This window comes from Kitasatospora sp. NPDC028961, from assembly GCF_055564815.1.
Map to the genome: position 1 here is coordinate 87,138 of NZ_JBVHVO010000002.1, position 25,780 is coordinate 112,917.

20 protein-coding genes and 1 pseudogene are annotated in these 25,780 nt (G+C 74.3%); 9 read left to right on the forward strand and 12 right to left on the reverse strand.

What is annotated here, in order from left to right; all coding sequences use genetic code 11:
• Window positions 1–41: 41 nt before the first annotated feature.
• Entirely contained in the window at window positions 42–863 is an 822-nt protein-coding gene (locus ACZ4UX_RS04555) for an SGNH/GDSL hydrolase family protein (protein WP_359834219.1), read from the reverse strand.
• A gap of 693 nt (window positions 864–1,556) precedes the next feature.
• Window positions 1,557–1,907 (reverse strand): annotated as a pseudogene (locus ACZ4UX_RS04560) (winged helix-turn-helix transcriptional regulator); the annotation flags it as partial.
• Window positions 1,908–2,003: 96 nt separating this feature from the next.
• Here ACZ4UX_RS04560 and ACZ4UX_RS04565 point away from each other — a divergent pair.
• Both ACZ4UX_RS04565 and ACZ4UX_RS04570 read left to right on the forward strand, forming a co-directional pair.
• Window positions 2,004–3,218: a pyridoxal phosphate-dependent aminotransferase gene (locus ACZ4UX_RS04565; RefSeq protein WP_329487096.1), complete on the forward strand. Its 1,215-nt coding sequence runs from the start codon at window positions 2,004–2,006 to the stop codon at window positions 3,216–3,218.
• Window positions 3,219–3,330: 112 nt separating this feature from the next.
• Window positions 3,331–3,663, forward strand: a complete 333-nt coding sequence (locus tag ACZ4UX_RS04570; protein ID WP_465705545.1) for a YnfA family protein — start codon at window positions 3,331–3,333, stop codon at window positions 3,661–3,663.
• A gap of 51 nt (window positions 3,664–3,714) precedes the next feature.
• Here ACZ4UX_RS04570 and ACZ4UX_RS04575 read toward each other — a convergent pair whose 3' ends face one another.
• The gene (locus ACZ4UX_RS04575; RefSeq protein ID WP_359802251.1) at window positions 3,715–4,806 is read right to left on the reverse strand and encodes a sugar ABC transporter substrate-binding protein; all 1,092 of its coding nucleotides are present in this window, start codon (window positions 4,804–4,806) and stop codon (window positions 3,715–3,717) included.
• A gap of 265 nt (window positions 4,807–5,071) precedes the next feature.
• On the opposite strand from ACZ4UX_RS04575, the gene ACZ4UX_RS04580 reads away from it, so the two are divergent.
• On the forward strand, window positions 5,072–5,557 hold the full coding sequence (locus ACZ4UX_RS04580; protein WP_329487099.1) for a peroxiredoxin: 486 nt from the start codon (window positions 5,072–5,074) through the stop codon (window positions 5,555–5,557).
• A gap of 152 nt (window positions 5,558–5,709) precedes the next feature.
• On the opposite strand, the gene ACZ4UX_RS04585 is transcribed toward ACZ4UX_RS04580, so the two are convergent.
• From ACZ4UX_RS04585 to ACZ4UX_RS04600, 4 genes are all read right to left on the reverse strand, one after another.
• Window positions 5,710–7,377 (reverse strand): purple acid phosphatase family protein, encoded by a 1,668-nt coding sequence (locus ACZ4UX_RS04585; RefSeq protein ID WP_465705547.1) that lies wholly within the window; start codon window positions 7,375–7,377, stop codon window positions 5,710–5,712.
• A 268-nt stretch (window positions 7,378–7,645) separates the two neighbouring features.
• Window positions 7,646–7,909, reverse strand: a complete 264-nt coding sequence (locus tag ACZ4UX_RS04590; RefSeq protein WP_329487101.1) for a hypothetical protein — start codon at window positions 7,907–7,909, stop codon at window positions 7,646–7,648.
• Between the two features lie 126 nt (window positions 7,910–8,035).
• Window positions 8,036–8,446, reverse strand: a complete 411-nt coding sequence (locus ACZ4UX_RS04595; RefSeq protein WP_329487102.1) for a (2Fe-2S) ferredoxin domain-containing protein — start codon at window positions 8,444–8,446, stop codon at window positions 8,036–8,038.
• Window positions 8,447–8,450: 4 nt separating this feature from the next.
• The gene (locus ACZ4UX_RS04600; protein ID WP_465705549.1) at window positions 8,451–10,424 is read right to left on the reverse strand and encodes a heavy metal translocating P-type ATPase; all 1,974 of its coding nucleotides are present in this window, start codon (window positions 10,422–10,424) and stop codon (window positions 8,451–8,453) included.
• A gap of 89 nt (window positions 10,425–10,513) precedes the next feature.
• Between ACZ4UX_RS04600 and ACZ4UX_RS04605 the strand changes: the two genes are divergently transcribed.
• Window positions 10,514–10,864, forward strand: a complete 351-nt coding sequence (locus ACZ4UX_RS04605) for an ArsR/SmtB family transcription factor (protein WP_329487104.1) — start codon at window positions 10,514–10,516, stop codon at window positions 10,862–10,864.
• A gap of 23 nt (window positions 10,865–10,887) precedes the next feature.
• On the opposite strand, the gene ACZ4UX_RS04610 is transcribed toward ACZ4UX_RS04605, so the two are convergent.
• Together ACZ4UX_RS04610 and ACZ4UX_RS04615 are read right to left on the reverse strand one after the other, a co-directional pair.
• Entirely contained in the window at window positions 10,888–12,882 is a 1,995-nt protein-coding gene (locus ACZ4UX_RS04610) for a protein kinase domain-containing protein (protein ID WP_465705551.1), read from the reverse strand.
• Window positions 12,883–13,212: 330 nt separating this feature from the next.
• Window positions 13,213–14,868, reverse strand: coding sequence for an FAD-binding dehydrogenase (locus tag ACZ4UX_RS04615; RefSeq protein ID WP_465705553.1), 1,656 nt, complete (start codon window positions 14,866–14,868; stop codon window positions 13,213–13,215).
• Window positions 14,869–15,200: 332 nt separating this feature from the next.
• Here ACZ4UX_RS04615 and ACZ4UX_RS04620 point away from each other — a divergent pair, with 332 nt between their 5' ends.
• Complete coding sequence (locus ACZ4UX_RS04620; protein ID WP_465705555.1) at window positions 15,201–16,145, forward strand: SGNH/GDSL hydrolase family protein; 945 nt, start codon at window positions 15,201–15,203, stop codon at window positions 16,143–16,145.
• 76 nt (window positions 16,146–16,221) lie between these two features.
• Here ACZ4UX_RS04620 and ACZ4UX_RS04625 read toward each other — a convergent pair whose 3' ends face one another.
• Together ACZ4UX_RS04625 and ACZ4UX_RS04630 are read right to left on the reverse strand one after the other, a co-directional pair.
• Window positions 16,222–18,651: an endonuclease/exonuclease/phosphatase family protein gene (locus ACZ4UX_RS04625; RefSeq protein WP_465705557.1), complete on the reverse strand. Its 2,430-nt coding sequence runs from the start codon at window positions 18,649–18,651 to the stop codon at window positions 16,222–16,224.
• A 414-nt stretch (window positions 18,652–19,065) separates the two neighbouring features.
• The gene (locus ACZ4UX_RS04630; protein ID WP_329487108.1) at window positions 19,066–20,052 is read right to left on the reverse strand and encodes a helix-turn-helix transcriptional regulator; all 987 of its coding nucleotides are present in this window, start codon (window positions 20,050–20,052) and stop codon (window positions 19,066–19,068) included.
• Window positions 20,053–20,525: 473 nt separating this feature from the next.
• Here ACZ4UX_RS04630 and ACZ4UX_RS04635 point away from each other — a divergent pair, with 473 nt between their 5' ends.
• Window positions 20,526–20,738: a hypothetical protein gene (locus ACZ4UX_RS04635; RefSeq protein WP_380393966.1), complete on the forward strand. Its 213-nt coding sequence runs from the start codon at window positions 20,526–20,528 to the stop codon at window positions 20,736–20,738.
• 7 nt (window positions 20,739–20,745) lie between these two features.
• On the forward strand, window positions 20,746–21,015 hold the full coding sequence (locus ACZ4UX_RS04640; protein WP_329487110.1) for a hypothetical protein: 270 nt from the start codon (window positions 20,746–20,748) through the stop codon (window positions 21,013–21,015).
• 334 nt (window positions 21,016–21,349) lie between these two features.
• Here ACZ4UX_RS04640 and nicT read toward each other — a convergent pair whose 3' ends face one another.
• Window positions 21,350–22,471 (reverse strand): Nickel transporter NicT, encoded by a 1,122-nt coding sequence (gene nicT, locus ACZ4UX_RS04645; RefSeq protein WP_329492064.1) that lies wholly within the window; start codon window positions 22,469–22,471, stop codon window positions 21,350–21,352.
• Between the two features lie 280 nt (window positions 22,472–22,751).
• On the opposite strand from nicT, the gene ACZ4UX_RS04650 reads away from it, so the two are divergent.
• Both ACZ4UX_RS04650 and ACZ4UX_RS04655 read left to right on the forward strand, forming a co-directional pair.
• A complete protein-coding gene (locus tag ACZ4UX_RS04650; RefSeq protein WP_465705560.1) occupies window positions 22,752–23,726 on the forward strand; it encodes a hydrolase in 975 nt (324 codons plus the stop codon).
• 177 nt (window positions 23,727–23,903) lie between these two features.
• Window positions 23,904–25,778, forward strand: coding sequence for a CocE/NonD family hydrolase (locus ACZ4UX_RS04655; RefSeq protein WP_465705562.1), 1,875 nt, complete (start codon window positions 23,904–23,906; stop codon window positions 25,776–25,778).
• Window positions 25,779–25,780: the final 2 nt, after the last annotated feature.

The window sequence follows — 25,780 nt, forward strand, 5'->3', positions numbered from 1 at the left end:
GAGGCGACGGCCGACCCGGTGCCCGGGCACCCGGGAAACGCTCAGCCCTCGTACGGCAGCAGCTCCGCGCGCTTCGGCGGGCGGCCGTCGCCCGAGGAGCGGCCGGTGAGACGGCGGCCGATCCAGGGGCCGAGGTGGGTCCGGGCCCAGCGGGCGTCGGCGGCCAGCTTCTCCGCCCGGCCTGGCAGGGCGGCGGCCGGCAGCGGAGCGCGCCAGTCGAAGGCGGCGGGACGGCCGAGCGCCTCCAGGACGGCCTCGGCGACCCGGCGGTGGCCCTCGGGACCGAGGTGCAGGCGGTCCTCGGCCCAGAGGCGGCGGTCGTCGAAGCACGGGGCGGAGAAGAGGTCGACCACCGCGATCCCCCGGTCCTGGCCGAGCTCGTGCACGAAGGCCTTCATCCGCAGGATCGCCGGGAGCAACCGGGTGCTGCCCGCCATCCGGCGGGTGGGGTCGGTACTGGTGAACAGCACCACGGTGGCGCCGGTGGCGCGCAGCGCGGTGGCGGAGCGGCCGAGCAGGTCCTCGACCTGGGCGATGTCGCAGCGCGGCCGCAGCACGTCGTTGAGGCCGCCGGCCAGGGTGACGAGATCGGCGCGCATCGCGGCGGCGGTGGCCAGTTGCTCGTCGTGGATCTGGCCGATCAGCTTGCCCCGGACGGCGAGGTTGGCGTACCGGAAGGCGCCGGCCGGCTGCTCGGCGGCGAGCCGGTCGGCGACCCGGTCGGCCCAGCCCCGGTAGTGGCCGTCGGGGAGCAGGTCGTCGCACATGCCCTCGGTGAAGGAGTCCCCGACGGCGACGTAACTGGTGTACCCGGTGGGCTCGGTGGGCGCGCCGGGCGCGCTCTTCTCCATTGTGTTCTCCATGGCCCGACGATCGTACGCGCACCTCCACCGGCTGCCGGGGACACCCCCGGCACCGCGCAAGCCCGACAGCCGGACCGGGGCAACGGGCCGGATCGGCCCGAATCAACGGCGGCGGCAACCGAACGCCGACCGGCCGTTTATCGGCCTGCGCCAGAGTGGGTCGGGCCGGGAGGGGACGCCCGGCAGGCACCACCCGCCGAGGAGGGCACCCGGAGCGCAGGACCGGCCGCAGCCCGTGCACCACCGCGGCCGCACTCGTCCGGGTCACCCGACCACCGGCGCGGAGCGACGACCAGCAACGGGGGAGCTGGTCGCCGGAGCCGTCACGGATCCGCCGCCGGTACGGAGGGGTTCGCGCAGCTCTCGCGGAGAGCTGCGCGAGCCCGGTCCGTGACCGGGCTCCGCCGGACCGGGAGGTCGGCCGGCAGCCACGCGTCGTCGGGGATCCGGTACCCGGTCGCGTACCCGCCCCCTCCGTCAGCGGCCGGCGGAAGCCGTCAGCGCGGGCGTCGACGGGCTTCAGGGGTGAAGGCGACGTCCGCGCGAGGTGCGCCGGGACGGCACCCGCAGATCGCCTCCCGCCGCACCCTAGCCCGCCACCACCGCGCCGTCCGCCGACAGTTCGCGCCCGCCGTCCGGCCCGGGCACCCCGCCGTCCGCCTGCGCCCCGCCCGCGCCGCCCGCACCCGTGACCCAGTGCTCCCGCACCGCGTCCGTCGGCCGCTGCTCGCCGAGCAGGTCGAGGCCCCAGACGCCCAGGGCGTCGACCACCCGGCGCAGCGTCGCGCCCCGCTCGGTGAGCTCGTACACGGTGGCGTTGGCCGGCCGTTCCAGCCGCCGGCGCAGCACCAGGCCCTCGCCCTCCAACTGCTTGAGCCGGGCGGCGAGGATGTCGGTGGAGACGCCGGGCAGGTCGGCGTGCAGGTCGGTGTAGCGGCGCGGGCCGGCGAGGAGTTCACGGACGATCAGGAGACTCCAGCGCTCCCCCACCGCGTCCAGGGCGCGGGCGACGGCGCAGTACTGGTCGTAGCTTCGGCGTGACATGTGGATCAGCATAGCCAAAAGGTTGGACTTTCCAAGTGCTTACTTGGTAGAACAAAGCGAGCAGAACGTGCGGGTTGACCGGTCGGGAGGCCTCAGATGGAGTTTCGGCAGTCCAGCAAGCTGACGGGTGTGTGCTACGAGATCCGCGGCCCGGTGGTCGACCAGGCCAATGCGCTGGAGGCGGCCGGGCACAGTGTGCTGCGGCTGAACACCGGCAACCCGGCGCCGTTCGGCTTCGAGGCGCCGGAGGAGATCCTCCAGGACATCATCCGCAACCTGCCCAACGCCCACGGCTACAGCGACTCGCGCGGCATCCTGCCGGCCCGTCGCGCGGTGGTGCAGTACTACCAGCAGCGCGGCGTCGCCGGAGTGACCGTCAACGACGTCTACCTCGGCAACGGCGTCTCCGAGCTGATCCAGATGGCCGTCACGGCCCTGGTCGACGACGGCGACGAGGTACTCGTCCCGATGCCCGACTACCCGCTCTGGACGGCCGTGGTCCGGCTGGCCGGCGGCAAGGCCGTCCACTACGCCTGCGACGAGCAGGCGGACTGGTACCCGGACCTCGACGACATCGCGGCCAAGATCACCCACCGCACCAAGGCCATCGTCGTCATCAACCCCAACAACCCCACCGGCGCGGTCTATCCGAAGGAGCTGCTGGAGGGCATCCTCGACCTCGCCCGCCGGCACCAGCTGATGGTGCTGGCCGACGAGATCTACGACAAGATCCTCTACGACGACACCGAGCACCACTGCCTGGCCGCACTCGCCGAGGACGTGCTGACGCTCACCTTCAACGGCCTCTCCAAGTCCTACCGGGTGGCCGGCTTCCGCAGTGGCTGGCTGGTCGTCTCCGGGCCCAAGCAGCACGCCACCGACTACCTGGAGGGCCTCACCATGCTCTCCGGCATGCGGCTCTGCCCCAACGTCCCGGCCCAGTACGCCGTCCAGGCCGCGCTCGGCGGCCACCAGTCCATCAACGACCTCGTCCTGCCCGCCGGCCGGCTCACCGAGCAGCGCGACGTCGCGTACAAGGCGCTGAACGAGATCCCCGGCGTCAGCTGTGTGAAGCCCAAGGGCGCGCTGTACGCGTTCGCCCGGCTGGACCCGGCGGTGCACCGGATCGTCGACGACGAGCGGTTCGTCCTGGACCTGCTGCTCCGCGAGAAGATCCACGTCGTCCAGGGCACCGGCTTCAACTGGCCGCGCCCGGACCACTTCCGCTTCGTCACCCTCCCCCGGGCCGACGACCTGGAGACGGCGATCAACCGGATCGGCCGCTTCCTCGCCACCTACCGCCAGACCTGACGCCCCGGTCGCCGGCAGACCTCACGCCCGGTCGCCGGCGGTCCGGGAGCCCCCGCACCCCCGGCGACGCGGGCACGGGCCCCGCCCGCCGCGGCTCGTAGGCTTGGCGACCATGACGGTCCTGCGCTCCGCCGCCCTGTTCGCCCTCGCCGCCCTCGCCGAGATCGGCGGCTGCTGGCTGATCTGGCAGAGCGTGCGCGAGGAGCGGCCGTGGTGGCTGGCCGGCCTCGGGGTGGTGGTGCTCGGCGGGTACGGCTTCTTCGCCGCGCTCCAGCCGGACAGCGACTTCGGCCGGGTGCTGGCCGCGTACGGCGGCGTCTTCGTGGCCGGCTCGCTGCTCTGGGGCATGGCGGTGGACGGCTTCCGGCCCACCCGCTACGACGTGGCCGGGGCGATGGTCTGCCTGGCCGGGGTCGCCGTGATCATGTACGGCCCCCGGCGCTGAGCGGCGGCGCCGCCGCCCGGCACCGGGGCGGACGGACGCCGGCGCCCCCGCCTACTTGACGCCGGCCGCCGCGCAGGCGTCCGCGAACGGCGCGGTGCAGATGTCGGCCGCCTTGTACAGGCCGCCGCCGACCACCGTGGCCTGCACCTTCGCCTTGGTCACCACGATCGGGGTGAGCAGCAGCGAGGGGATCCGCTGCCCGCCGCTGTCGACCCCCGCGTTGGCCGCCGCGTTGATGTCCATCCCCTTCAGCAGCTGGACGGCGATGCTCCCGGCGGCGTCCGCCTCGGGCTTGTACGGCTTGTAGACGGTGAAGGACTGCTCGCCGGTCAGCACCCGGCGCACCGCGTCGATGGAGGCGTCCTGGCCGCCGACCGGGACGTTCTTGATCCCGGCCGCCTTGAGCGCCTCGATGACGGACGCGGCCATGCCGTCGTTGGCCGCGTACACGGCCTGGAAACCGTCCTTGCCGAGGGCCTGGATGGCCTCGTTGGTCTTCGCCAGGGCCACCTCCGGCTTCCACTCGCCGGACTGCTCGTAGCCGATCTTCTTGACCCGGCCGTCGAGCGACCGGTGCGCGCCGGCCTTGAACATCGCCGCGTTGGGGTCGGACTCGGCGCCGTTGATCATCACGACCGTGGCGGCGGCGGCCTTCGGGCCGAGCGCGTCGAGCAGGGCCTGGCCCTGGATCTCGCCGGTGCGCTGGTTGTCGAAGGACACGTAGGCGGCGACCTTGCCCTCCGCCAGCCGGTCGTAGGCGACGACCTTCACGCCCTTGGCGGCGGCGGCCTCCACCCAGGGGGCGGTGACCTTGGCGTTCACCGGGTCGAGCAGGACGACCTTGACGCCCTTGGCCAGCAGGTCGTCGAACTGCCGCTTCTGGACGGTCTCGTCGCCGTCGGCGTTGGCGTAGTCGACGACGCAGCCGGTGCAGAGGGACTCCACCGTGGCCTCGATCAGCGGCTTGTCGAAGGCCTCGTACCGGGTCGAGGAGGTCTTCTCGGGCAGCAGCAGCCCGATGGTCTTGCCGGCGACGCCGTCCGAGTGCGGTGCCGCTCCGTCGCTCTGGCCGCAGGCTGCGAGGGCGAGGGCCAGCGCGAGCGTGGCCGTGCCCGCGCCCGCGCGACGGGTCGTTCTGTTCATGGTGGGTGCTGCCTCCTGACTGCGCCGCGGCTTTGCGGCAGAGGTCGGAGTCAAGCCGTGCTCGGCGATTCCGTCAATAACTGAAGGGAAACTCGATACCTTGCTGCTCGATTCGTTATGAAGTGAAGATCCGTCGGATATTCCCGCACGACAGTCGCGAAGCCTTCGCAGACCGGCGTCAACTCTTCAACATCCCGAGCCGGGCCACCACCCGGGCATAGGGTGGGCGGCGACCCCACCGCCCACCCGTGAGGACCGCACAGCGATGGCCAAACCCCCCGAAATCGGCTCCCTCGCCCCCGAGTTCACCCTGCCCGGCCTGCTGTTCGACGAGCAGGCCGGCACCGCCGAACGCCGCGAGTACCGCCTCGCCGAAGCCAAGGGCGGCCCGCTGGTCCTGGTCTTCTACCCCGGCGACGACACCGCGGTCTGCACCAAGCAGCTCTGCTCGTACAGCTCCGACCTGGACCGCTTCCGCGGCCTGGGCGCCACCGTGTGGGGCATCAGCCCGCAGGGACTGGACAGCCACGAGCAGTTCGCCCGCAAGCACCGCCTGGGCTTCCCGCTGCTCGCCGACCCGGACCGGACCGTCGTCCGCGCCTACGGCATCGCGGTGCCCGGGCTCGGGCTGCGCCGCTCGGTGTTCGTCCTGGACGGCGACGGCACGGTCCGCTGGAAGCACGTCGCGCTCGCCGGGCTGACCTTCCAGCACAGCGACACCCTCGCGGCGCAACTGGCCGCACTCGGCTAGACCGGCCCGCCGGCAGGCGGCGGGAAGCCCAGCCGGCGCACGCGGCGGTCCCCGGCCGACCCCGGACACGCCGGTGGCCCGGCCGGGAGTTCCCGACCGGGCCACCGGGCCCCGTGGGGCCGGTCTCCGCGCCCCCGGGCGCGCGGGGCGGACTACCAGCCCCAGCCGCCGCCCTCGCCGTCGTCGTCGGTGGTGCCGTCCCAGCCCTCGCCGACCTTGCGCAGGATCGTGTAGTGGTCGACCTGCGTGCCGTTCTCGGCGAGCGCGGTGACCTTCATCGACGACTTCTGCCCCAGGTGCGCCGGGGTGACGTCGACCTTGATGAACGAGTAGCCGGTGTAGCGGACCCGCGACCACTCGACCTTCTCGGTCACCTTCACCCCGCCCTTGGCGAAGTGGTAGGTGTCCACCGAGTCCAGCCGGTTCTCGTGGCCCTCGTAGGTGTCCGGGGCGTCGAAGCTGTACAGGCTGCGGCCGGCCGCGCCCGCCGTCACGTACACCACGCCGTCGGTGGCCGGCTCGACGGTGGCGCCGCTCGGCACCGCCTTGGAGACCTTGTTGCCGAGGATCGCGTCGGTGCGCTCGTAGACGTGGTTGTGACCGTTGATCACCAGGTCCACCCGGTACTTCTCGAACAGCGGCACCCACGCCTCGCGCACCCCGCCCTCGGAGGCGTGCTGGTGGGTGGTGGAGAAGGCGCAGTGGTGGAAGAAGACCACGACGAAGTCGATGGTCTCGTCGTTGCGGAGGTCCTTCAGGGTGCGCTGCAGCCACGCGGTCTGCTTGCCGGCCGAGATGCCCAGGTTGGCCGGGATCTCGTAGGAGACGTCGTTGGCGTCCAGCGAGATGACGCCGACGTTCTTGTAGCGGAAGCTGTAGACGCCGGGGACGGTCCGCGGGTCCGGGCCGTTGTCCGGCAGGAAGAAGCGGTTGTCCTCGCCGCCGTACCCGTGGTGCGAGTACCAGGCCTCCATGTCGTGGTTGCCGTAGGAGACCATCCACGGGACCTTCGAGGCGACCGTCTCGGTCTGGACCAGGAAGTCGTCCCAGGTGCGGGCGTTGTACACCGACTTGTCGGCGTCCTGGCCGGAGCCGGCCGGGTCGGCGTAGCAGATGTCGCCGGCGTGCAGGTGGAAGGCCGGGTTCTGGGCCAGGATCACGTGGTCGTTGCCGGCCGCGTGCGCGCTGACGCCCTGGTCACCGAAGGCGGTGAAGGTGAACGGCTCGTACACCTTGCCCCAGCGGTGGTCGCGCGAGGGCGCGGTGCGGAAGGTGCTCAGGGTGGAGATCGCCTGCTGCGAGGCCGGGTCGAAGCCCTGGTGGCCGACGCCGTAGTAGTACGTGGTGTCGGGCTGGAGGTCCTCCAGGGCGACGTGCAGGTAGTACTGGTCCACCGGCTGGCCGGTCGGGGTCAGCGCGGGGGTGTGCAGGGCGCGCACCTCGGCCTGGACCTTGTGGCCGAGGTCCCACGGGTTCCTGCCGTAGCGCAGGAACGGCTTCTTCACCGGGGCCGGGACCTGCCAGGAGACCCGGAACTGGGTGTCCGGCTCGGGGCCGAACGCGAGGTGACGGCCGATCGGGGCGACGAGCGAGCCGTCGACGCCGTCGGCCGTGCCGCCGGTCAGCAGTTGCGGGGAGGCCGGCGCGGCCGTCGCGACGCCGCTGCCCAGCGAACCTCCCACGGCCAGGGCGCCGACGCCGACGGCACCGGCGGTCAGCATCCGGCGGCGGGAGAAACGGGCCCGCAGGTACTCGTGCTGCTCGGCCATGCTCATGCGGTCGGCGAGCTTCGCGGGCACGCCCATGTGGGGGATATCCATGGGCGGGACTCTTCCAGCGCAGCGTTGACCGCACACCTACAGGCGGTGAACGCACCCCGGCGTGCCGGTCAGTCGAACGCCAATGTTCGACCATGTCTCGGCAAAGTCGCCCCGGGCGGCCGGAGGCCGCCGGATCATCCGGCCCGGCCCGGGTCCTGATCCCCCGTCGCCGGCTCCGCCGTACCGGCCGGGGCGCAGGCGGACCGGCCGGGGCCCTGGGCTACCGGCCGGGGCCCCAGCAGACGAAGGGCTCCGCCGGCCGACGGCCTCAGCGCGGCGGCGGGGCGATCTCGTCCCAGGTGGAGGGGGCGCGGTTGCCGGTGCCGTCGCACGTCCGGCAGACCTCGTCGCGGTAGGCGTGCTTGGCGCCGGCCGCGTCGACCCGGTAGCGGACGTAGACACCGGTGCCGTCGCAGAGGAAGCAGTTGCCGCCACCGCCGCCGACCTCGGTGGTGCCGGTGCCCTGGCAGGTGCGGCAGCTGAGACCGGCGGTGCGGCCGGTGCCCGCGCAGATGCGGCAGACCGTGGTCACGTCGTGATTCCTTCCAAGCCGGGGCGCCCGGTAAATGGTAGTGCCCCGGCCCGCCGGACGGACCGCCCCGGAGCCGGGCACCCGCACCGGGCCCGGTGCGCGCCGCCGGACCGGGCCCCCGGCGCCTCAGCCCGGGAGGCCGTCGCGGATCCGGCGGGAGACGGTGACCTGCTGGAGGTCGAGCAGCCCGGGCGGCTCGGCCAGGCCCGGGCCGCCGGCGTGCACCCACTCGGCTATCTCCTCGACCATGTCGTCCGCCAGCACCCAGCCCAGCCAGACCGGGCGGCCGCCGGCCGCGCGGCCCTCGCTGGAGGGGCCGACCACCACGACGTTGGAGTGCGCGCACGCGTCCAGGCACTTGACCGCGCGGACTTTGCCCGCTCCACCGACGGCCTCGCGCAGCCGCTCGTACTGGCCCGCGTGGTCGACGCCCGGGTGCTTCTCCTGGGTGCCGCAGCAGCAGCCCCGGCAGACGGTGACGGTCACCGGGGCCGCGGGCCCCTTCCCGCCACCGCGCTCGCGGTCTCGACGGCTCATCGGCTCAGCGCTCCTCATGGTTCCCGGCCCCGGCGCCCGGGGCTTCCTGGTGGAGGGCCCGCAGCCACGCCCGTTCGCGCAGCAGCCGCAGGCCGTTGAGGCCGACGATCACGGTGGAGCCCTCGTGCCCGGCGACACCGAGCGGCAGTGGCAGCGTACCGGCCAGGTCCCAGACCACCAGGACGGTGATGAACGCCCCGGCGATCGCCAGGTTCTGCACGACCAGCCGGCGGGCCCGCCGGGAGAGCGCCACCACGGCCGCCACCGCAGTCAGTTCGTCGCGCACCACCACCGCGTCCGCGGTCTCCAGGGCGAGGTCGGACCCGGCCCGGCCCATCGCGACCCCGCTGTGCGCGGCGGCCAGCGCGGGGGCGTCGTTGACGCCGTCCCCGACCATCAGCACCCGGTGCCCGCCGTCGGCCAGTTCGCGGACCGCCGCCACCTTGTCCTGGGGCAGCAGCGCGCCCCGGACGTCGGTCAGACCGACCTCCCGGGCGAGGTGCTCGGCGGCGAGCCGGTTGTCGCCGGTGAGCAGCACCGGCGGGCGGCCGGTGAGCGCGGCCAGGCCCCGGACGGCGGCCGCGGCCTGTTCGCGCGGGCGGTCGGCGAGGCCGAGCACGCCGACCGGCTCCCCGTCGCGCAGCACCAGGACAGCGGTGCGGCCGGCCGCCTCCAGCTCGGCGACCGCGGGGTGCCCGCGGTACGGACCGGGGGCGCCCACCGCGACCACCGCGCCGCCGACCACGGCCCGCACGCCGATCCCCGGGGTGGCGGTGAAGTCGGTGGCCGCGGGCGGCACCAGGCCGCGCTCGCGGGCGGCGGCGACCACCGCCCGGGCCAGCGGGTGCTCGCTGGGGTGCTCGGCGGCGGCCGCGAGGGAGAGCAGCTCGGCCTCGGTGACGCCCAGCGGGCGCAGCTCGACGACCTTCGGCGTGCCCTCGGTGAGGGTGCCGGTCTTGTCCAGGGCGACGGTGTCCACCTGGCCGAGCCGCTCCATCACCACGGCGGACTTGACCAGCACGCCGTGCCGGCCGGCGTTGGCGATGGCGGAGAGCAGCGGCGGCATGGTGGCCAGCACCACGGCGCACGGCGAGGCGACGATCATGAACGTCATGGCGCGCAGCAGGGTGGCGGTCAGCTCCGCGCCGAGGGCGAGCGGGACGGCGAAGAGCAGCAGGGTGGCGGCCACCAGAGCGGCGGCGTAGCGCTGTTCGACCTTCTCGACGAAGAGCTGGGTGGGCGCCTTGGTCTCGGAGGCCTCCTGCACCATGGCGACGATCCGGGCGATCACGGAGTCGGCGGCGTCCCGTTCGACCCGGATCCGCAGCGCGCCGCCGCCGTTGAGGGTGCCCGCGTACACCTCGTCGCCGACGGACCGGGCGGCGGGCAGCGGTTCGCCGGTGATGGTGGCCTGGTCGACCTCGCTGCTGCCGTCGAGGACCCGGCCGTCGGCGCCGATCCGCTCGCCGGGGCGGACCAGCACGGTGTCGCCGACGGCGAGTGCGGCGGTGGGGACGGTCTCCTCCCGGCCGTCGGCGGTGAGCCGGCAGGCCGTGGCGGGGGCGAGGTCGAGCAGGCCCCGGACGGAGTCGGCGGTGCGGGCGGTGGCCAGCGCCTCCAGGGCGCCGCTGGTCGCGAAGATCACGATCAGCAGGGCGCCGTCCAGCGGCTGGCCGATGGCCGCGGCGCCGAGGGCGGCGACCACCATCAGCAGGTCGACGTCCAGGGTCCGCTCGCGCAGCGCCCGCAGCCCGGCCAGGGCGGGCTCCCAGCCGCCGGCCAGGTACGCGGCCGCGTACAGCGCACCGGACGCCCATCCGGGGCCGTCGAGCAACCGCACGGCGAGGGCGGCCAGGAAGGCCGCGGTGGCGGCGGCCGCCCAGCGTGCCTCGGGCAGCGCGAGCACCCGGGTGCGGCGCGGGGGCGCCGTCGCGGGGGCGGTGGGGACCGGCGGTCGGGTGAGCACGGTGGCGGACATGTCCGCCACGATACAGGAACATATGAACACACTTTCATTCGTCCCTGCGGGCCGGGCCCCGCCGGAGCCCCGCCCCGTAGGATGCCCCCATGGGACACGCAGCCGCCGAGAACGCCGTGCCGCAGATGCGCCTGGACGCGTCGAACGCGGCCAAGGTGGCGAACACCCTCCAGGCCCTGGCCACCCCCTCCCGCCTGCTGATACTCGCCCAGCTGCGGGAGGGCCCGCGGGCCGCCACCGAACTCGCCGACGCCGTCGGCATGGAGCAGTCCGCCTGCTCCCACCAGCTCCGCCTGCTGCGCAACCTCGGCCTGGTCGTCGGCGAGCGCCGCGGCCGCTCGGTGGTCTACTCCCTCCACGACGACCACGTCGCCGCACTCCTCGACCACGCCGTCTACCACGTCGACCACCTGCGCCTCGGCGTCACCGACGACCGGTAGGGCTCACTCCGGAGCCCCGCGGCTCAGGGCATCCGCCACTGCTGGTAGGCGTTGCCCGGCGTGCAGGCGGTCATGGTGACCTGCCTGCCCGCGCCGTTGTCGGTCAGGCAGGTCGACCCCATGTAGTCCTTGAGGTAGTAGACGCCCTGGGCGCCCGCGCCGACCACCGACCAGTTGGCCATGAAGCTGAACCCCGGTGAGAGCAGCACCTTCTGACTCGACGTGTTCGAGAAGTCGGTGTCCTGGACGAGGGCCGGCCCGCTCAGGCCGCACGCGTGGATCTCGTACCAGCCGCCCGGGTTCGGGTCCGAGCGCACCCAGCCGTAGGCGGTCGTCCCGCCCGCCACGACGGCGCCGCCCGGCGACGGGCCGGCGGCGGCCAGGCCGAGCTTCTGGCCGTCGGCCACGTTGACGATGTCGCCCCACCGGCTGCCGCCGCACCCCGCGGGCACGGTCGGCGCCGACGGCTTGGACTCCGGCGGCTTGGGAGCCTCGGGGCTGGGCGCCGGCTGGTTCGGCGCGGATGCCGACGGGGCGGGCTGTTGGGGTGCGGGGGCCTGCGGCGCGGGCTGGTTCGGCGCGGGAGCCGCCCCACCGCCCCCACCGCTGCCGCTGCCGCCCGTCTTCGGCGAGGTGCCGCCCGACCCACCGGAGGACCCCCCGGAGGACCCGCCGGCCGACCCCGTGCCGCCGGCCGCCGAGCCGCCGCCCGGCTTCGGTGCCGCGCCCGGCGCCGGGACCTCCGGCGCGCCGCCGGCGGGCGGCACGGGCGCTCCGCCGGCCTCGGGCTCCGCGGCCGGCGGAGCGCCCGGCGTGGGCTCCGCGCCCGGCGCCGGCGTGGCCGGGAGCTCCCCGGTCGGCGACGCGCTCGCCGCCGGGCTGTCGGTGAGCGGGCCGGCGGACACCGACACCGCCGGCTGCGCACCGGGCTGTTGCGTCTGCGTCTGCGTGTGGAACGGGCCCCGCTCCACCAGCACGACCGTGGCCGCGCCACCGGTGATGACCACCGGGATGATGACGGGCACCAGGAGGCGGCGCCACCGCCGGCCCGCACCGGGCTCGGCGCCGGTCCGGCGTGCCACCCGGGCGACCTCGGCCGCCGGGGCGCCGGCCGCCGGGGTCCCGGGCACGGCGGGCGGGACGGGACGCACCACCGCAGCTACCGGCGCCGACCTGTCGCCGACCGCCTCCCGTGCCGCGGCCGCCATCGCGGCGGCGTCGGCGAACCGGTCCCCCGGCTGCTTGGCCAGCGCCCGGGCGACGAACTCCCGCACGGCCGGCGCGAACTCACCGGGCAGCTCCGGCGCCGGCTGCTGGACGTGCTTGAGCGCCACCTCGACCACGCTCTCGCCGGTGAACGGCGGCGTGCCGGTCAGCAGTTCGTAGCAGACCACGCCGAGCGAGTAGAGGTCCGAGGCCGGCGTGACTCCGCCGCCGCCGGCCTGCTCCGGGGCCATGTACAGGGCGGTGCCGACCACCACGTTGGTCGCCGTGAGCGTGGTGCTCACCAGCGCCCGCGCGATGCCGAAGTCCGTCACCGTCACCCGGCCGTCGTCCCCCAGCATCAGGTTGGACGGCTTGACGTCCCGGTGCACGATCTCCTGCTGGTGGGCGGCGTGCAAGGCGTCGAGCGCCCTGGCGAGCAGGCTCAGCGCCCGCTCGGGCGGCATCGGTCCGTCCTCGGCGAGGGCCTTGTCCAGCGGCCGCCCCTCGACGAGCTCCATCACGATGTAGGCGATCCGCTCGCCCTCGGCGCCATGCCCGGCGTCGCCGCCCTGCTCCCCGTAGTCGTGGACCTCCACGATGCCCGGGTGGCTGATCGCCGCGAGCAGTTGGGCCTCGCGCCGGAACCGCGACGCGAACGTCCCCTCCTCCAGCAGTCCCGCGTGCAGGACCTTGACGGCGACCTGCCGCTCCAGCACCCGGTCGTCGGCGCGCCAGACGGCGCCCATGCCGCCGCCACCGATCCACTCGGTCAGCGCGTACCGACCTCCGAGTACGGTCCCCCGACCATTCATGCCCCGCCCCTTCGCAGTGCCCCGCCCCAACGGGTCGTCACCAACACGTCCTGTGCTGCCACTACTCTCCCCCGCCCGCCGCGCCACCGGTACCGGTCGGACCCGGCCGTTCGGGCCGCGGCAAGCATCAGACGCTACCGGGCAGGGTCGGCACGGCCCCGCCCGGGGCCGGGTGGTGGCCGTCGAACGGCCGGTGACGGGCGCGCCGGAGCGGCCACCCGGGACCGACCGATCCGGCCCGGCTCCACGCCGGCCGCAGCGCGCTCCCGGGCCAACTCGACGGCGGTCCTGGCACGTTGAGGTGCGACGGACCCGCCCCCGCGGCGCCCGTTACGCCGTCGCGGCCGCCGCCGCCCGGCCCGCCGTGCGGCCGGAGAAGAGGCAGCCCCCGAGGAAGGTCCCCTCCAGCGAGCGGTAGCCGTGCACCCCGCCGCCGCCGAAGCCGGCCGCCTCGCCCGCCGCGTACACGCCCTCCAGCACCTCGCCGCCGGGCCGCAGCACCCGGGCGGAGAGGTCGGTCTCCAGCCCGCCGAGCGACTTGCGGGTCAGGATGCTCAGCCGGACGGCGATCAGCGGGGCGGCCGCCGGGTCGAGGATGCGGTGCGGCGCGGCCGTGCGGATCAGCTTGTCGCCCAGGTAGCGGCGGGCGCCGTGGATGGCGGTGACCTGGAGGTCCTTGGCGAACGGGTTGGCGAGCTGCCGGTCCCGGGCCTCGACGGTGCGGCGCAGCTCGTCCGGGTCGATCAGCGCCTCGCGCGTGCGGGCGTTCATGCCGCGGGCGAGGTCCGCCAGGTTGCCGGCGACCACGAAGTCGGGCCCGTGCCGCAGATGGGCGCGGACCGGGCCGGGGGCGCCGGGCAGCGCGCGGCCGAGCACGCCGCGCACCGAGCGGCCGGTGAGGTCGGGGTTCTGCTCGGAGCCGGAGAGGGTGAACTCCTTCTCGATGATCTTCTGGCTGAGCACGAACCAGGTGTGGTCGTGCCCGGTGGTCCGGAGGTGTTCGAGGGTGCCGAGGGTGTCGAAGCCGGGGAAGAGCGGGACGGGCAGCCGACGGCCGCGGGCGTCCAGCCAGAGCGAGGACGGGCCGGGCAGGATGCGGATGCCGTGCCGGGCCCAGATCGGGTCCCAGTTCTCGATGCCCTCGGTGTAGTGCCACATCCGGTCGCCGTTGATCAGGTTGCCGCCCGCCTCGCCGGTGATGCCGAGCATCAGGCCGTCGACGTGGGCGGGGACGCCGGAGAGCATCCGCTCGGGCGGGCTGCCGAGCCGGGCGGGCCAGGCCTTGCGGACCAGGTCGTGGTTGCCGCCGATGCCGCCCGAGGTGACGATCACGGCCTGCGCGCGGAGTTCGAACTGGCCGGCGACCTCGCGCGAACTGGCTTCGCCGCGCGCCGCGTTGCTGGGCACCAGCACCTCGCCGGCGACGGTGTCGGTGACCCCGGCGTGCGCGGAGAGGCCGGTGACGCGGTGGCGGAACCGCAGGTCGACCAGGCCGCGTTCGGCGGCGGCCCGGACCCGGCGGACGAAGGGTTCGAGCAGGCCGGGCCCGGTGCCCCAGGTGATGTGGAAGCGGGGGACGGAGTTGCCGGGTCCGTCGGCCAGCAGGCCGCCGCGCTCGGCCCAGCCGACGACCGGGAAGAACCGCACGCCCTGGGCGCGCAGCCAGGCCCGCTTCTCCCCCGCCGCGAAGTCGACGTAGGCCTCGGCCCAGCGGCGCGGCCAGGCGTCCTCGGCGCGGTCGAAGCCGGCGGTGCCCTGCCAGTCCTGGAGGGCGAGCGCGTGCGAGTCGCGGATCCGCATCCGGCGCTGCTCGGGCGAGTCGACCAGGAAGAGACCGCCGAAGGACCAGTGCGCCTGCCCGCCGAAGGAGGCCGCGGGCTCCTGGTCGAGCAGGATCACCCGGCGTCCGGCGTCGGCGAGTTCGGCGGTCGCGGCGAGGCCCGCGAGACCGGCTCCGATGACGATGACATCGGCGTCCAGGGCCATGCGCTCTCCTCCATCAGTGGTCCGGCGGTGCGGCCGGTGGTCCTGCGGTGCGGCGTTCGGGCGGTGCGGCGTGCGCCCGATACTGCGGCCTGCGGCGGGGCGCGTCAACCGGTGAGTAACAAGCTGCGGCAGCAATTCCGCTCCGGGGCGTTTCGGAAATACCTCCGATACACGGTGGAGCGTTATTCCGAAATGCTTCTGACGGGTTTTCGGGAATTTCCGCACCGGGCATGGACGCATTCGAAACCTGGCGGTAACTTACCTGTCAGTAGTAAAGCTGTGGCCCGGCTGGCGCGACCCCCCACTCGTTCTCTCTCCCCCAGGAGGAACCCGTGCTCAGCCCTGCCCGGAAACGCCGCACAACCCGGACTTCCCGGAAGCCCGCCCTGCTCGCCGCCGCCGCACTGGGCGCGGCCCTCGCCCTGACCTCCACCAGCGCGCAGGCCGCCACGCCCGCCCCCCGCCACTACGTCGCCCTCGGCGACTCCTACGCGGCCGGCGCCGGGGTGCCCGGCCAGTCGGCCGGCCTGTGCCTGCGCTCCGACCGCAACTACGGCCACCTGGTGGCGGCCGCCCTCAAGGCCACCGCCTACACCGACGTCACCTGCGCCGCCGCCAAGGTGAAGGCGATGACGCAGCCCCAGTACGACGCGTTCATCCGGGTCAACGACCCGCAGTTGGACGCCGTCACCGCCGACACCGACCTGGTGACCCTCGGCATCGGCGGCAACGACCTCGGCGCCACCGACCTCGGGCTCGGCGAACTGGTCGGGGTCTGCATCGCCGGCGCGGCGGTCAATCCGCTGGGCACGCCCTGCAAGGACGTCTTCCACCACGGCTACTGGGACTGGTCCAGCTGGTCCTGGCAGTACGGCAACGACGACCTGGCCGACCGGATCGCCGCCGCCCGGCCGCAGATCGCCGACACCCTGAAGCGCATCCACGCCAAGGCCCCCGGCGCCAGGGTCCTGCTGGTGGGCTACCCGTCCGTGCTGCCGGCCGACGGCTCCGAGTGCTTCCTGCGCCAGCCCGTCACGGCGGGGGACGTCGAGTACATGTACGGCGTGCTCGGTCAGTTGAACGCCATGCTCAGGTCCACCGCCGCCGCGGGCGGCGCCACCTACGTGGACACCGCCACCCCGACCGTCGGCCACGACGTCTGCTCGGACGACCGCTGGATCGAGGGCGCGCTGCCGGGCTCCCCGGCCGTCCCGTTCCACCCCAACGCCACCGGCGAGAAGGTGATGGCGGACGCCGTGCTCGCCGCCCTGAAGTAGCCGCGGGCGCGGGCGGGAACCCCGAGGGGGCGGCGACCGGACTCCGGTCGCCGCCCCCTCGGTCGTGCCGCGGGCCCTACGGCTTGATGCGGACCACCTGCGGGTCGTGGTCGCTCGCCTGGACGGCGAACTCGCTGTTGATGTGCACCACGTCGTACTTGGCGTACCCGACCTCGGGGCTGACCAGGACGTGGTCCAGCACCTGCGAGTTGCCCTGGTAGACGTAGGAGTACTGCTCCTTCTCCGGCAGCTCGTTCACCAGGTCGCGCAGCACGCCGTCCTTGGTCAGCGCGGCCAGCGCGGGCGAGAACTGGTAGTCGTTGAAGTCACCGAGCGAGACCACCTTGGCCTCCTTGTCGGCGGCCAGCAGCTTGGCGACGAAGGCCTGCTCGACCGTGGCCTGCTTGAGGCGCTGCACCTCGGAGCTGCGGGCCGGGGCCTGGAAGCGGCTGTCGATGCCCTGGTCGCCGCCCTTGCTGTTGAAGTGGTTGGCGATGACGAAGACCTTCTTGCCGCGGAAGGAGAACTGGCCCACCAGCGGCTTGCGGCTGTTCACCCAGGCCTCGTCGGCCGGGGCGATCCGGCCGGGCGAGGCGGTCAGCGCGGCGGCCGCGCCGGTGCCGGCCACGTCCACCGCGGCGGTGGCGCTGCCGCCGGCGATGTCGGTGAAGGAGACCCGCTGCGGGTTGAAGAGGAAGACCTGGCGGATGTTGCCGCCGGGCTCGCCGCCGTCCTTGCCGTCCTCCGGGTCGATCGAGCGCCAGTCGTACGCCGGACCGCCGGCCGCCTTGATGGCGGCGACGAACTTGGCCACGGTCTGGCTCGCGTCCACCGTGCCGTCGCTCTTGGCGCCGTTGTTGTCCTGGATCTCCTCCAGGGCGAGGACGTCGGGCGAGCGCAGGTTGGTGACCACGGCCTGGGCCAGCTCGGCGAACTTGGCGTCCGGGTTGCCGGGCGCCAGGTTCTCCACGTTGTAGGTGGCGATGGTCAGCTCGCGGTCGGCCGGCTGCGCGGTCACCTCGCGGGCCAGGTGGTTGTCCTGGCGCGCGCCGAGGGTGCCGGCGACCAGGGTGTAACCGCCGAAGCTGTTGTAGTCCAGCGGGCCGTCGGTGGTGCCGGTCAGCACGTCGCCGACGTTGGCGACCGGGAACGGCTGCTGGGCGGCCGGCGCCTGCTGCTGCACCATCAGGCGGCCGACGTTCGGCTCCTCGTACGACTCGTACAGCACGCCGCCGCGCCGGCTCTTCTGGTCCTGCTTGTCGGCCGCGACCCAGAGCTCGTTGTACTTGTCGGTCGCCTGGATCACCCGGACGTCCTTGACCTGGACGCGCATGCCCTCCAGCGACTCGTAGAAGTCGAGGGTGTACTTCTCCGGCTGGAGCGGCAGGGACTCGACGGTGCCGCCGGCCGGGGCCTGCGGGGTGTAGGTGCCGGGGATGTTGCGGGTGTCGACCTCGACCGCGGCCGGCAGCGGGTTGCCCGAGGAGAGCACGGTGACGGCCGGGCCGGTGAGCTGGGTGAGCGACTGCGAGCCGCCGTTGAAGTTCGGGTAGTACTCCGTCACCTTGCCGGTGACCAGCACCGAGTCGCCGACCTTGACGGTCGGGTTGGCGCTGCCGGTGTAGACGAAGACGCCCTCGCTGGTGGCCGGGTCGGCGTCCGGGTTCGGGTCCTGGATCCAGAAGCCCTTGGAGCCGTAGCCGCGCACGCCGGTGACGATGCCGGGCACGCCCGCGACCGTCTTGCCGGTCCGGCTCGACAGCCGGGTGGTGCCCTGGATGTCGTGGATCCGGACGGTGCCCGGCTCGGTCGGGCCGGTCGGGGTGGAGCCCTCGGCGACCTCGCCCTTGCTGTTGGTCGGGCTCGGGGCGCCGGCGGCGAGGTCCGCCGCGTTGTCGTCGGTGTCCGCGAGGCCCGCCTTGCGGGCCACCGAGGCGGTGTTGGAGGCACCGGCGGCGGCGGCCGAGCCCTCGTGGACGACGGCGGTGCCGAAGCCGACCAGGTCCCGCACGCGCGGGTCGGCGGCGCAGTCGGCGGCGGTCCTGCAGGTCAGCGGGTCGGTGCCGCGGACCAGTGCGACGGTGCCGCTGGTGCCCGACAGGGCCAGCGAGCCGGCCGCGTCCGGGGTGGGCAGGTCGACCGTGCCGGCCGCGCCGGCCGCCTCGGCGACCAGGTAGCGGGTGCCGGGGGCGATCGCACCGGTCAGCGGGGTGACGCCCCACTGGGAGTTCGCGCCGGGCGTGCCGGATATGTACTGCACGCTCCAGCCGTCCAGGCCGAAGGCGGCGCCGCCCTTGTTGGCCAGCTCGATGAAGTCGTTCTTCAGCGTGGCACCCGAGTTGCCACCGCCGCCGTACACCTCGGCGATCACCGCGTCGGCCGAGGGCGCGGCCACCGCGGCCGGCAGCGGGACGAGCACCAGCGAGGCGGCCAGGCCGGCCGGAAGGAGGGTCGCGCGGAGCAGGGTGCGGCGCGACCGCGGGCGGGAAGCGGGGGAGGTGGTCACCTGGACGGGACTCCTTGGTTCGTCGTGGCGCGCAGCGGCACGGCAACGGGGGTGGCACGAGTGGCCCGGCAGTCGTGGGGCTGCCGGGACGTGAGGGTGGGTCAGACGGGCGCGAGTGCGCTACCCGCGTAGAGGCGCGGGCCCGGGGATCCTGGACGGCCCCCCGCAGCGCCTTAAGATACGCGCGTAGAAAATGACGCGACAAGACCTCGGCGGTGAACAATCGAGACCGTCGGCGAGATCACACCCGAAGCTGTGACGCGCGCGACAGGTTGGGCGCCCGGCGGGGTCCCGCCGCCGCCCTGACGGTCACTCCCGGGGAAGGGGATGCTTGTCCCGGCACCGCCGGACCGCCCCGCCGGACCGTCACGGCGGGGGCCGCCCGCCGCCCGACCGCCGCGGCCGCGACCCCCGCTACAGCCAGCCGCGCTGAGCGGCCTTCAGGCCCGCCTCGAACCGGCTGCCCGCGTCCAGCCGCTCCATCAGCGCGGCCATCTGCCGGCGCACCGTCCGTACCGATACCCCGAGCCGTTTGGCCGCCGCGTCGTCGGTGAGCCCCGTGGAGAGCAGCCGCAGCAGCTCCCGCTCACCGGCGCTCAGGCCCGTTCCGGCGTCCTCGGCCCGGTGGGTGCCGAGCGGGACGGCCGTCTCCCAGGTCTGCTCGAAGAGCGCGACCAGCGAGGCGACGATGCCCGGCTCCTCGGTGCACAGGGCGCCGAGCCGGGTGTTCTCCGGGTCGATCGGCACCACGGCGGTGGAGCGGTCGAAGACCAGCATCCGGGGCGGCAGCACCGGCGCGGTGCGCACCCGCCCGCCGAGGCCGGTCATCCACTGCGCGTACCCGAGGGTCTCCGGGTCGTTGCGGACGCTGTCCTGGTAGATGGTGCGCAGGCTCACCCCGCGCACCAGGGCGTCCTCGTCCAGCGGCCGGGAGGCGGCCAGGCTGGCCGCGGACTGCGCGCCGCCGGGCATCACCGCGAGGCACTCGGAGGTCAGCCGGGCCGTCAGCACCTCCAGCTTGGCCTGGATGGCGTCCAGGCCGACCAGCCGCTCGCCGCCGTCCACCAGGGTGCTGGCGCGCAGCGTCGCGTACTCGGCCACGGCCCGCGCCACGGCCGCCTTGGAGACGGCCAGCTCCTGCTGGCGCCGGGCGAGGTCCTCCTCCTGACGGCGCAGCAGGAGCTCCAGTCCGCGTTCCGGGCTGACCGGCCAGAACGCCCCGGGGCGGTCCCGCGAGGCGCGCAGCAGGGTGAGGTCGGCGAGCCGGTCGAGTGCCTCCCGGACGGCGCGTTCGGGCAGCCGGAGCCGCTGGCACAGCTCGACCACGCCACCCTCGGGGTCGGCCAGCATCTCGCGGTAGACGGCCTCCGCGGTGGTGTCGAGGCCCAGCAGTTCCAGCACTTCAATGACCCCTGCTCGTCGCAATGGGATTATCGGGCGATCTGCGGCTCGATCCTTGCGCCGTGGCACCGGCGTCACAAGGCATGATCCGGTCAAGCGACTCGGGTGTACGCCGGTCCCTTGCGGGGAACCACGCCGACAGCCCCGCCGGAACGGTACCGGGGGTGTCGCCCGAGGGGCACCGGCAGCGGCCCTGGCGAGCGGTACCGCCACCGCGCCCACGGCCCCGCCGGCGGACCGGCCGACGGGGCGGGCCGGCCGGTGGGCGCATCCGCGGGAATTTCGCCAGGAGGTTGCAGCTTGCTGCCTGGCCTGTTGCTGCCCGCCGCCGCCCCTCCCGCCCGGGGGCCGCCACCGGGGAGGATTCCCCGTGCGTGCACCCTCCCCCGCGCTCCAACGCCCCGCGCTCGCACACCTCCCCCGCGCTCTGCCCCTTCGCGCCCTGAACCACTGTGCTCAGAACAGGAACCGCCGTGCCCAAGACCGTCCGGCTGCTCGCCGCCGCCGCCCTCGCACTCTCCCTCGCCGGTGTCTCCGCGCCCGCCTTCGCCGCCCAGCCGGCCGCCGCCACCGCCGTCACCGCCGGCGTGGCCGCCGACACCGGCATCGGCTGGGACCACCCGTTGCCCGCGGCGATCGGCTGGGACACCACCCCCACCGGGAACCCGGGCATCGGCTGGGACTGACCCTTCGGTGTTCCCCGTCCACCTGACCCTCCTGGACGTCTCCGCCGCGCCGACGGGCGAGGCGGGGGCCGCCGACGTCCAGGCAGCTGTGTGGGGGTGCGCGGGGCCGGGCGACGGTCTGGAGCACGTGCGCGCCTGCGCCGTCCCGGGGGGTGTGGGACTGGTGCTGTACGTCCGCGCGCCGGACCAGGGCGTGGCCGAGCTGCGGGCGCTGTCCCTGCTCGACCGCACCCTGGCGGCCGGCCCGACCGGCCGCTTCGCGCCCGCGATGCCCTGACGGCACCGCCGGCGCCGCTTTCCGGCCTTCCGTAGGGGTTTCCACCGATCCCCATCCCTCGGAAATTTGGCCGATTTCGAGCGCTCGCCGCTCCGACCGGGTGCCCGGCACCCGCGCGCCGTCCCCCGGGGCGCGCCGGCCGGCCGGTCCGGGCGGGCCGCGGGCGAGCGCCGGGCAGGCTCCGAGCGGAGCCGGGACGATGCGGACGGACACAGACGGACAGACAGACGGACCGACGAGACGGCGGGCCGGTCCGGGGGAGAACCCCGGACCGGCCCGCCGTTCGCGCGCTCCGGGCGGCCGGCGCCGACCGCCCACCCGCGGAGCCCCGCCGCTACTCGGCCTTCTCCGCCGCGCTCGCCAGGCCGGCCGACCACTTCTCCTCGACCCGGCCGAGCTTCCAGTAGGCGATCGCCGCCGCCCAGGTGAGCACGAAGAGGCCGACGATGGCGTAGCCGACGAAGTTGAGGTCCAGCTCACCGATCCAGGCGACCGGCCCGCTGGTGATGTCCAGCTTCTCGCCGAGCAGCCCGATCAGCTCGATCGAGCCGATGACCAGCGCGACCAGGACGGAGAGGCCGGTGACGGTCAGGTTGTAGTAGATCTTGCGGACCGGCTTCGAGAACGCCCACTCGTAGGCGAAGTTCATGAACGAGCCGTCGATGGTGTCCAGCAGGCTCATCCCCGCCGCGAACAGCACCGGCAGCACCAGCAGCGCGTACCAGGGCAGCTGGAACGCGGCCGCGCCGCCCGCCAGGACCAGCAGCGAGACCTCGGTCGCGGTGTCGAAGCCGAGGCCGAACAGCAGGCCGACCGGGTACATGTGCCAGGGCTTGGTGACGGCCCTGGTCACCCGGCCCAGGATGCGGTTCATGAAGCCGCGCTTGTCGAGCTGCTGCTCCAGCTCGGCCTCGTCGAACTCGCCCTCGCGCATCTTGCGGAAGACCTTCAGGATGCCGTTGAAGGCACCGAGGTTGATCAGGCCGATGAGCAGCAGGAACGTCCCGGAGACGGAGACGCCGATCAGGCCGGTCGTGTCGTGCAGGGTGGAGTCGTCGGACTCGACCTGGCCGGCCAGCGACTGGATGCCGAAGGCGAGCAGCGCGCAGAGGCCGAAGACGATCGAGGAGTGCCCCAGCGAGAACCAGAAGCCGACCGAGAGCGGCCGCTTGCCCTGGCCCATCAGCTTGCGGGTGGTGTTGTCGATGGCCGCGATGTGGTCCGCGTCGAAGGCGTGCCGCATGCCGAGGGTGTAGGCGGTGAGGCCCATCCCGGCGCCGAACACCTGCCCGCCGACGTCGTAGTGCTCGGGTGCGATGACCGCGAGGAGGGTGAACCAGCCGATCACGTGCAGCGCGAGGATGAAGCCGCCCATGCCGGCCAGGCGGATCCACTCCTCACGGGTGAGCCGGTCGCGCCATCTGACGGCGGTGGCACCTGCGGCGGGGCTGGACATCGTGTCGTCCTTTCGGGGGAGCGGGCGGAGCTGGGCCATCTTTCCCTCGGCGAGGAAGTACTTGCAAGTCATACGCAAGTACTGGTCCGGGGCGGTCGGGACGTGACGGCGCGCGGAGGGCGCATTCCGGAAGCGCTCCGGTCCTCCCAAAGATCGCCATGTACCGTACAAATACCCGTAACCTCCGGAGGCTTTCACCGGGCGGCCCGCGCGCGGATACTCGGATCTACGCGCGAATACTCGGGCGCCGAAACCTCAACTCCCCACGGAGGAACGGCACATGATCCGCATGAGAACGGCTGCCGCCCTGGTCGCCCCGGCCCTCCTCGCGGCCGGCCTCTCCGGCCTGGCCCCCACCGCCTCGGCCTCCCCCACCGCCCGCACCGCGGCCGGCACCGCAGCCGCCCCCACCGCGGCCACCGCCGCCGCCCCCCACCGGGTGCTGTTCGACAACACCAAGGCCGAGACCGCCGGCAACGCCGACTGGATCATCTCCACCAGCCAGCCCGACCCGCTGGCCCAGAACGCCAGCCCCAGCACCGAGAAGAGCTGGACGGGCGCGCTCTCCGCCTGGGGCGTCGCCCTGCAGAAGACCGGCCAGTACAGCCTCAAGACCCTCCCGGCCGGCTCCACCATCAGCTACGGCACCGGGGCCGCGCTCGACCTCGCCAACTTCGACACCTTCGTGGTGCCCGAGCCGAACATCCGCTTCAGCGCCGCCGAGAAGGCCGCCCTGATCCGCTTCGTGCAGAACGGCGGCGGGCTCTTCCTGATCTCCGACCACAACCAGAGCGACCGCAACAACGACGGCTGGGACTCCCCCGCCGTCATCAACGACCTGCTCACCAACAACGGGGTGGACAACAACGACCCCTTCGGCTTCAGCGTCGACGTCAAGAACATCTCCACCGACAACCCGCGCGCCGTCAACGACCCCGCCGACCCCGTCCTGCACGGCGCCTTCGGCACCGTCACCGGCTCGATCCTGCGCTCCGGCACCACCTTCACCCTGAAGCCCGCCGACAACCCCTCCGTCAAGGGCCTGCTCTACCGGACCGGCTACAGCGGCACCACCGGCGCCTTCTTCGTGACCAGCGGCTACGGCAGCGGCCGGGTCGCGATCTGGGGCGACAGCTCCCCGGCCGACGACGGCACCGGGCAGTCCGGCAACACCCTCTTCGACGGCTGGAACGACCCGGCCGGCACCAACGCCGCCCTCGCCCTCAACGCCACCGCCTGGCTCAGCAAGGCCTGACGCCCCCGTCGCGCCCCGCCGGGGCCCGCTCACCAGGACAGTGCCGGCATCCTCCCCTAGGGTCGGACTGCTGACGCCTGCGGCGCGGGCGGGCTCCGGCCCGCCCCGCACCGTGGCCCGCCGAGCGGGCCCCCCGCCACCGGGGCCCCGCCGAACCGGGACTCGATGGGAGCGGCCATGCCCTCGTACTCCTACCGCACCGTCCGCGAGGACGTCCGCGTCCCGCTGCCCGACGGCACCGAGCTGTACGCGCGGCTCTGGCGCCCGGTGACCGACGGCCCCGTCCCCGTGGTGCTGGAGTACTCCGGCGGGCGCCTCACCGACTGGACGGCCGCCGACGACGCCCGCCGCCACCCCTGGTACGCCGGCCACGGCTACGCCGCCGTCCGGGTCGACGCCCGCGGCCACGGCAACTCCGGCGGCCGGCCCGACGACGGGGCCGGCGACCAGGACCTCACCGACGGCGCCGACCTGCTGCGCCGGCTCGCCGCCGAACCCTGGTGCACCGGCCGGATCGGACTGCTCGGCAGCGGAGCGGCCGGCACCGGCGCCCTGCGGCTGGCCGCCCGCGCCCCGGACGCCGTGCACGCCGTGGTCACCGCCTGCCCCGACGGCGGCCACCGCCTCGGCGGCGCCGCCCTCGCCGCCGACCTGCACACCCGCGCCGGCGCCCGGCTCGCCGACGCGGCCCGCCCGCCGGACCCGCAGTACGTCGGCGACGACTGGCGGGCGATGTGGCGGGAGCGGCTCGAAGCCCTGGAGCCGGACCTCCCCGCCCGGCTCGCCGCCGGCTGGGGCGAGCCGCCGGCCACCGCCGCCGTCCCCACCCTCGCCGTCGCCGGCTGGGGCGACCCGTCCTGCGCCGCGGTCCTGCGCCTGCTCGCCGCCGGTACCGCCGCCGTCCCCGTCCGCGCCCTGCTCGGCCCCTGGCCGCACGGCCTGCCGGACGACGCCCTGTCCGAGACGCTGCGCTGGTGGGACCACTGGCTCAGGGGCGCCGACACCGGCGCGCTCCGGACGCCCGCCCTGCGCAGCTGGACCGGCGACCGCTGGACCGCCGACGACCCCTGGCCCTCGCCCGACGTCCGCACCGTCCGCTACGGCCTCGACGGCCCGCTGCGCACCGCCGGCACCGCCTCCGACGACCGCTACGTCCACGTCCGCTCCCCGCAGCACACCGGCCTCAACGCCGGCGCGTACGTCCCGCTCGGCCGCCCCGCCGACCGGCCGCCGGACCAGCGGGAGGAGGACGGACGCTCGGTCTGCTTCGACTCGCTGCCGCTGCCCGAACCGCTCGAACTGCTCGGCGCCCCGTCCCTGCGGCTGCGCCTGCGCCCCCCGGCCGAGGCCGGACCGGTGATCGCCCGCCTCTGCGCCGTCGCCCCCGACGGCACCTCCACCCTGCTCACCCGGGGCGCCCGCCTCGCCACCCCGCCCGCGCCGGACATCACCGTCGAGCTCGCCCCCGCCGGGCTCACCGTCCCACCCGGCCACCGGCTCCGGCTCGCCCTCTCCTCCACCTACTGGCCGTGGCTCTGGCCCGACCCCGAGCCCGCCGGCTTCGGACTCGACCCCTCCCACAGCGCCCTGACCCTCCCCGTGCGCCACCTCGCCGCCGACGCCGGCGCCGCTCCCGTCGTCCTCGCCTCCCCCACCCTCCCGCTGCCACCGCCCGTCCACGTCACCGAACCGCTCACCGCCCGCCCCGAACGCCTCACCGTCCACGACATCGCCCGCCACGAGTGGCGCACCGAACTCTCCCCCGCCACCGACGGCACCCGCACCCACCCCGACGGCCTGGTCCGCGACGAGCACACCGTCACCGCCTACCGGATCCTCACCGCCGCCCCCACCAGCGCCCAGGCCCGCAGCGACCGCGCCGTCCGCCTCGAACGCCCCGCCATCGGCTGGGACATCACCCTCCGGACCCGCACCGAACTCCGCTGCACCCCCACCCACTTCCTCACCCGCACCCAGCTCACCGCCCTCGAAGCCGGCGACATCGTCTTCACCCGCGAGTGGCAGCAGCAGATCCCCCGCACCGCACCGTGACC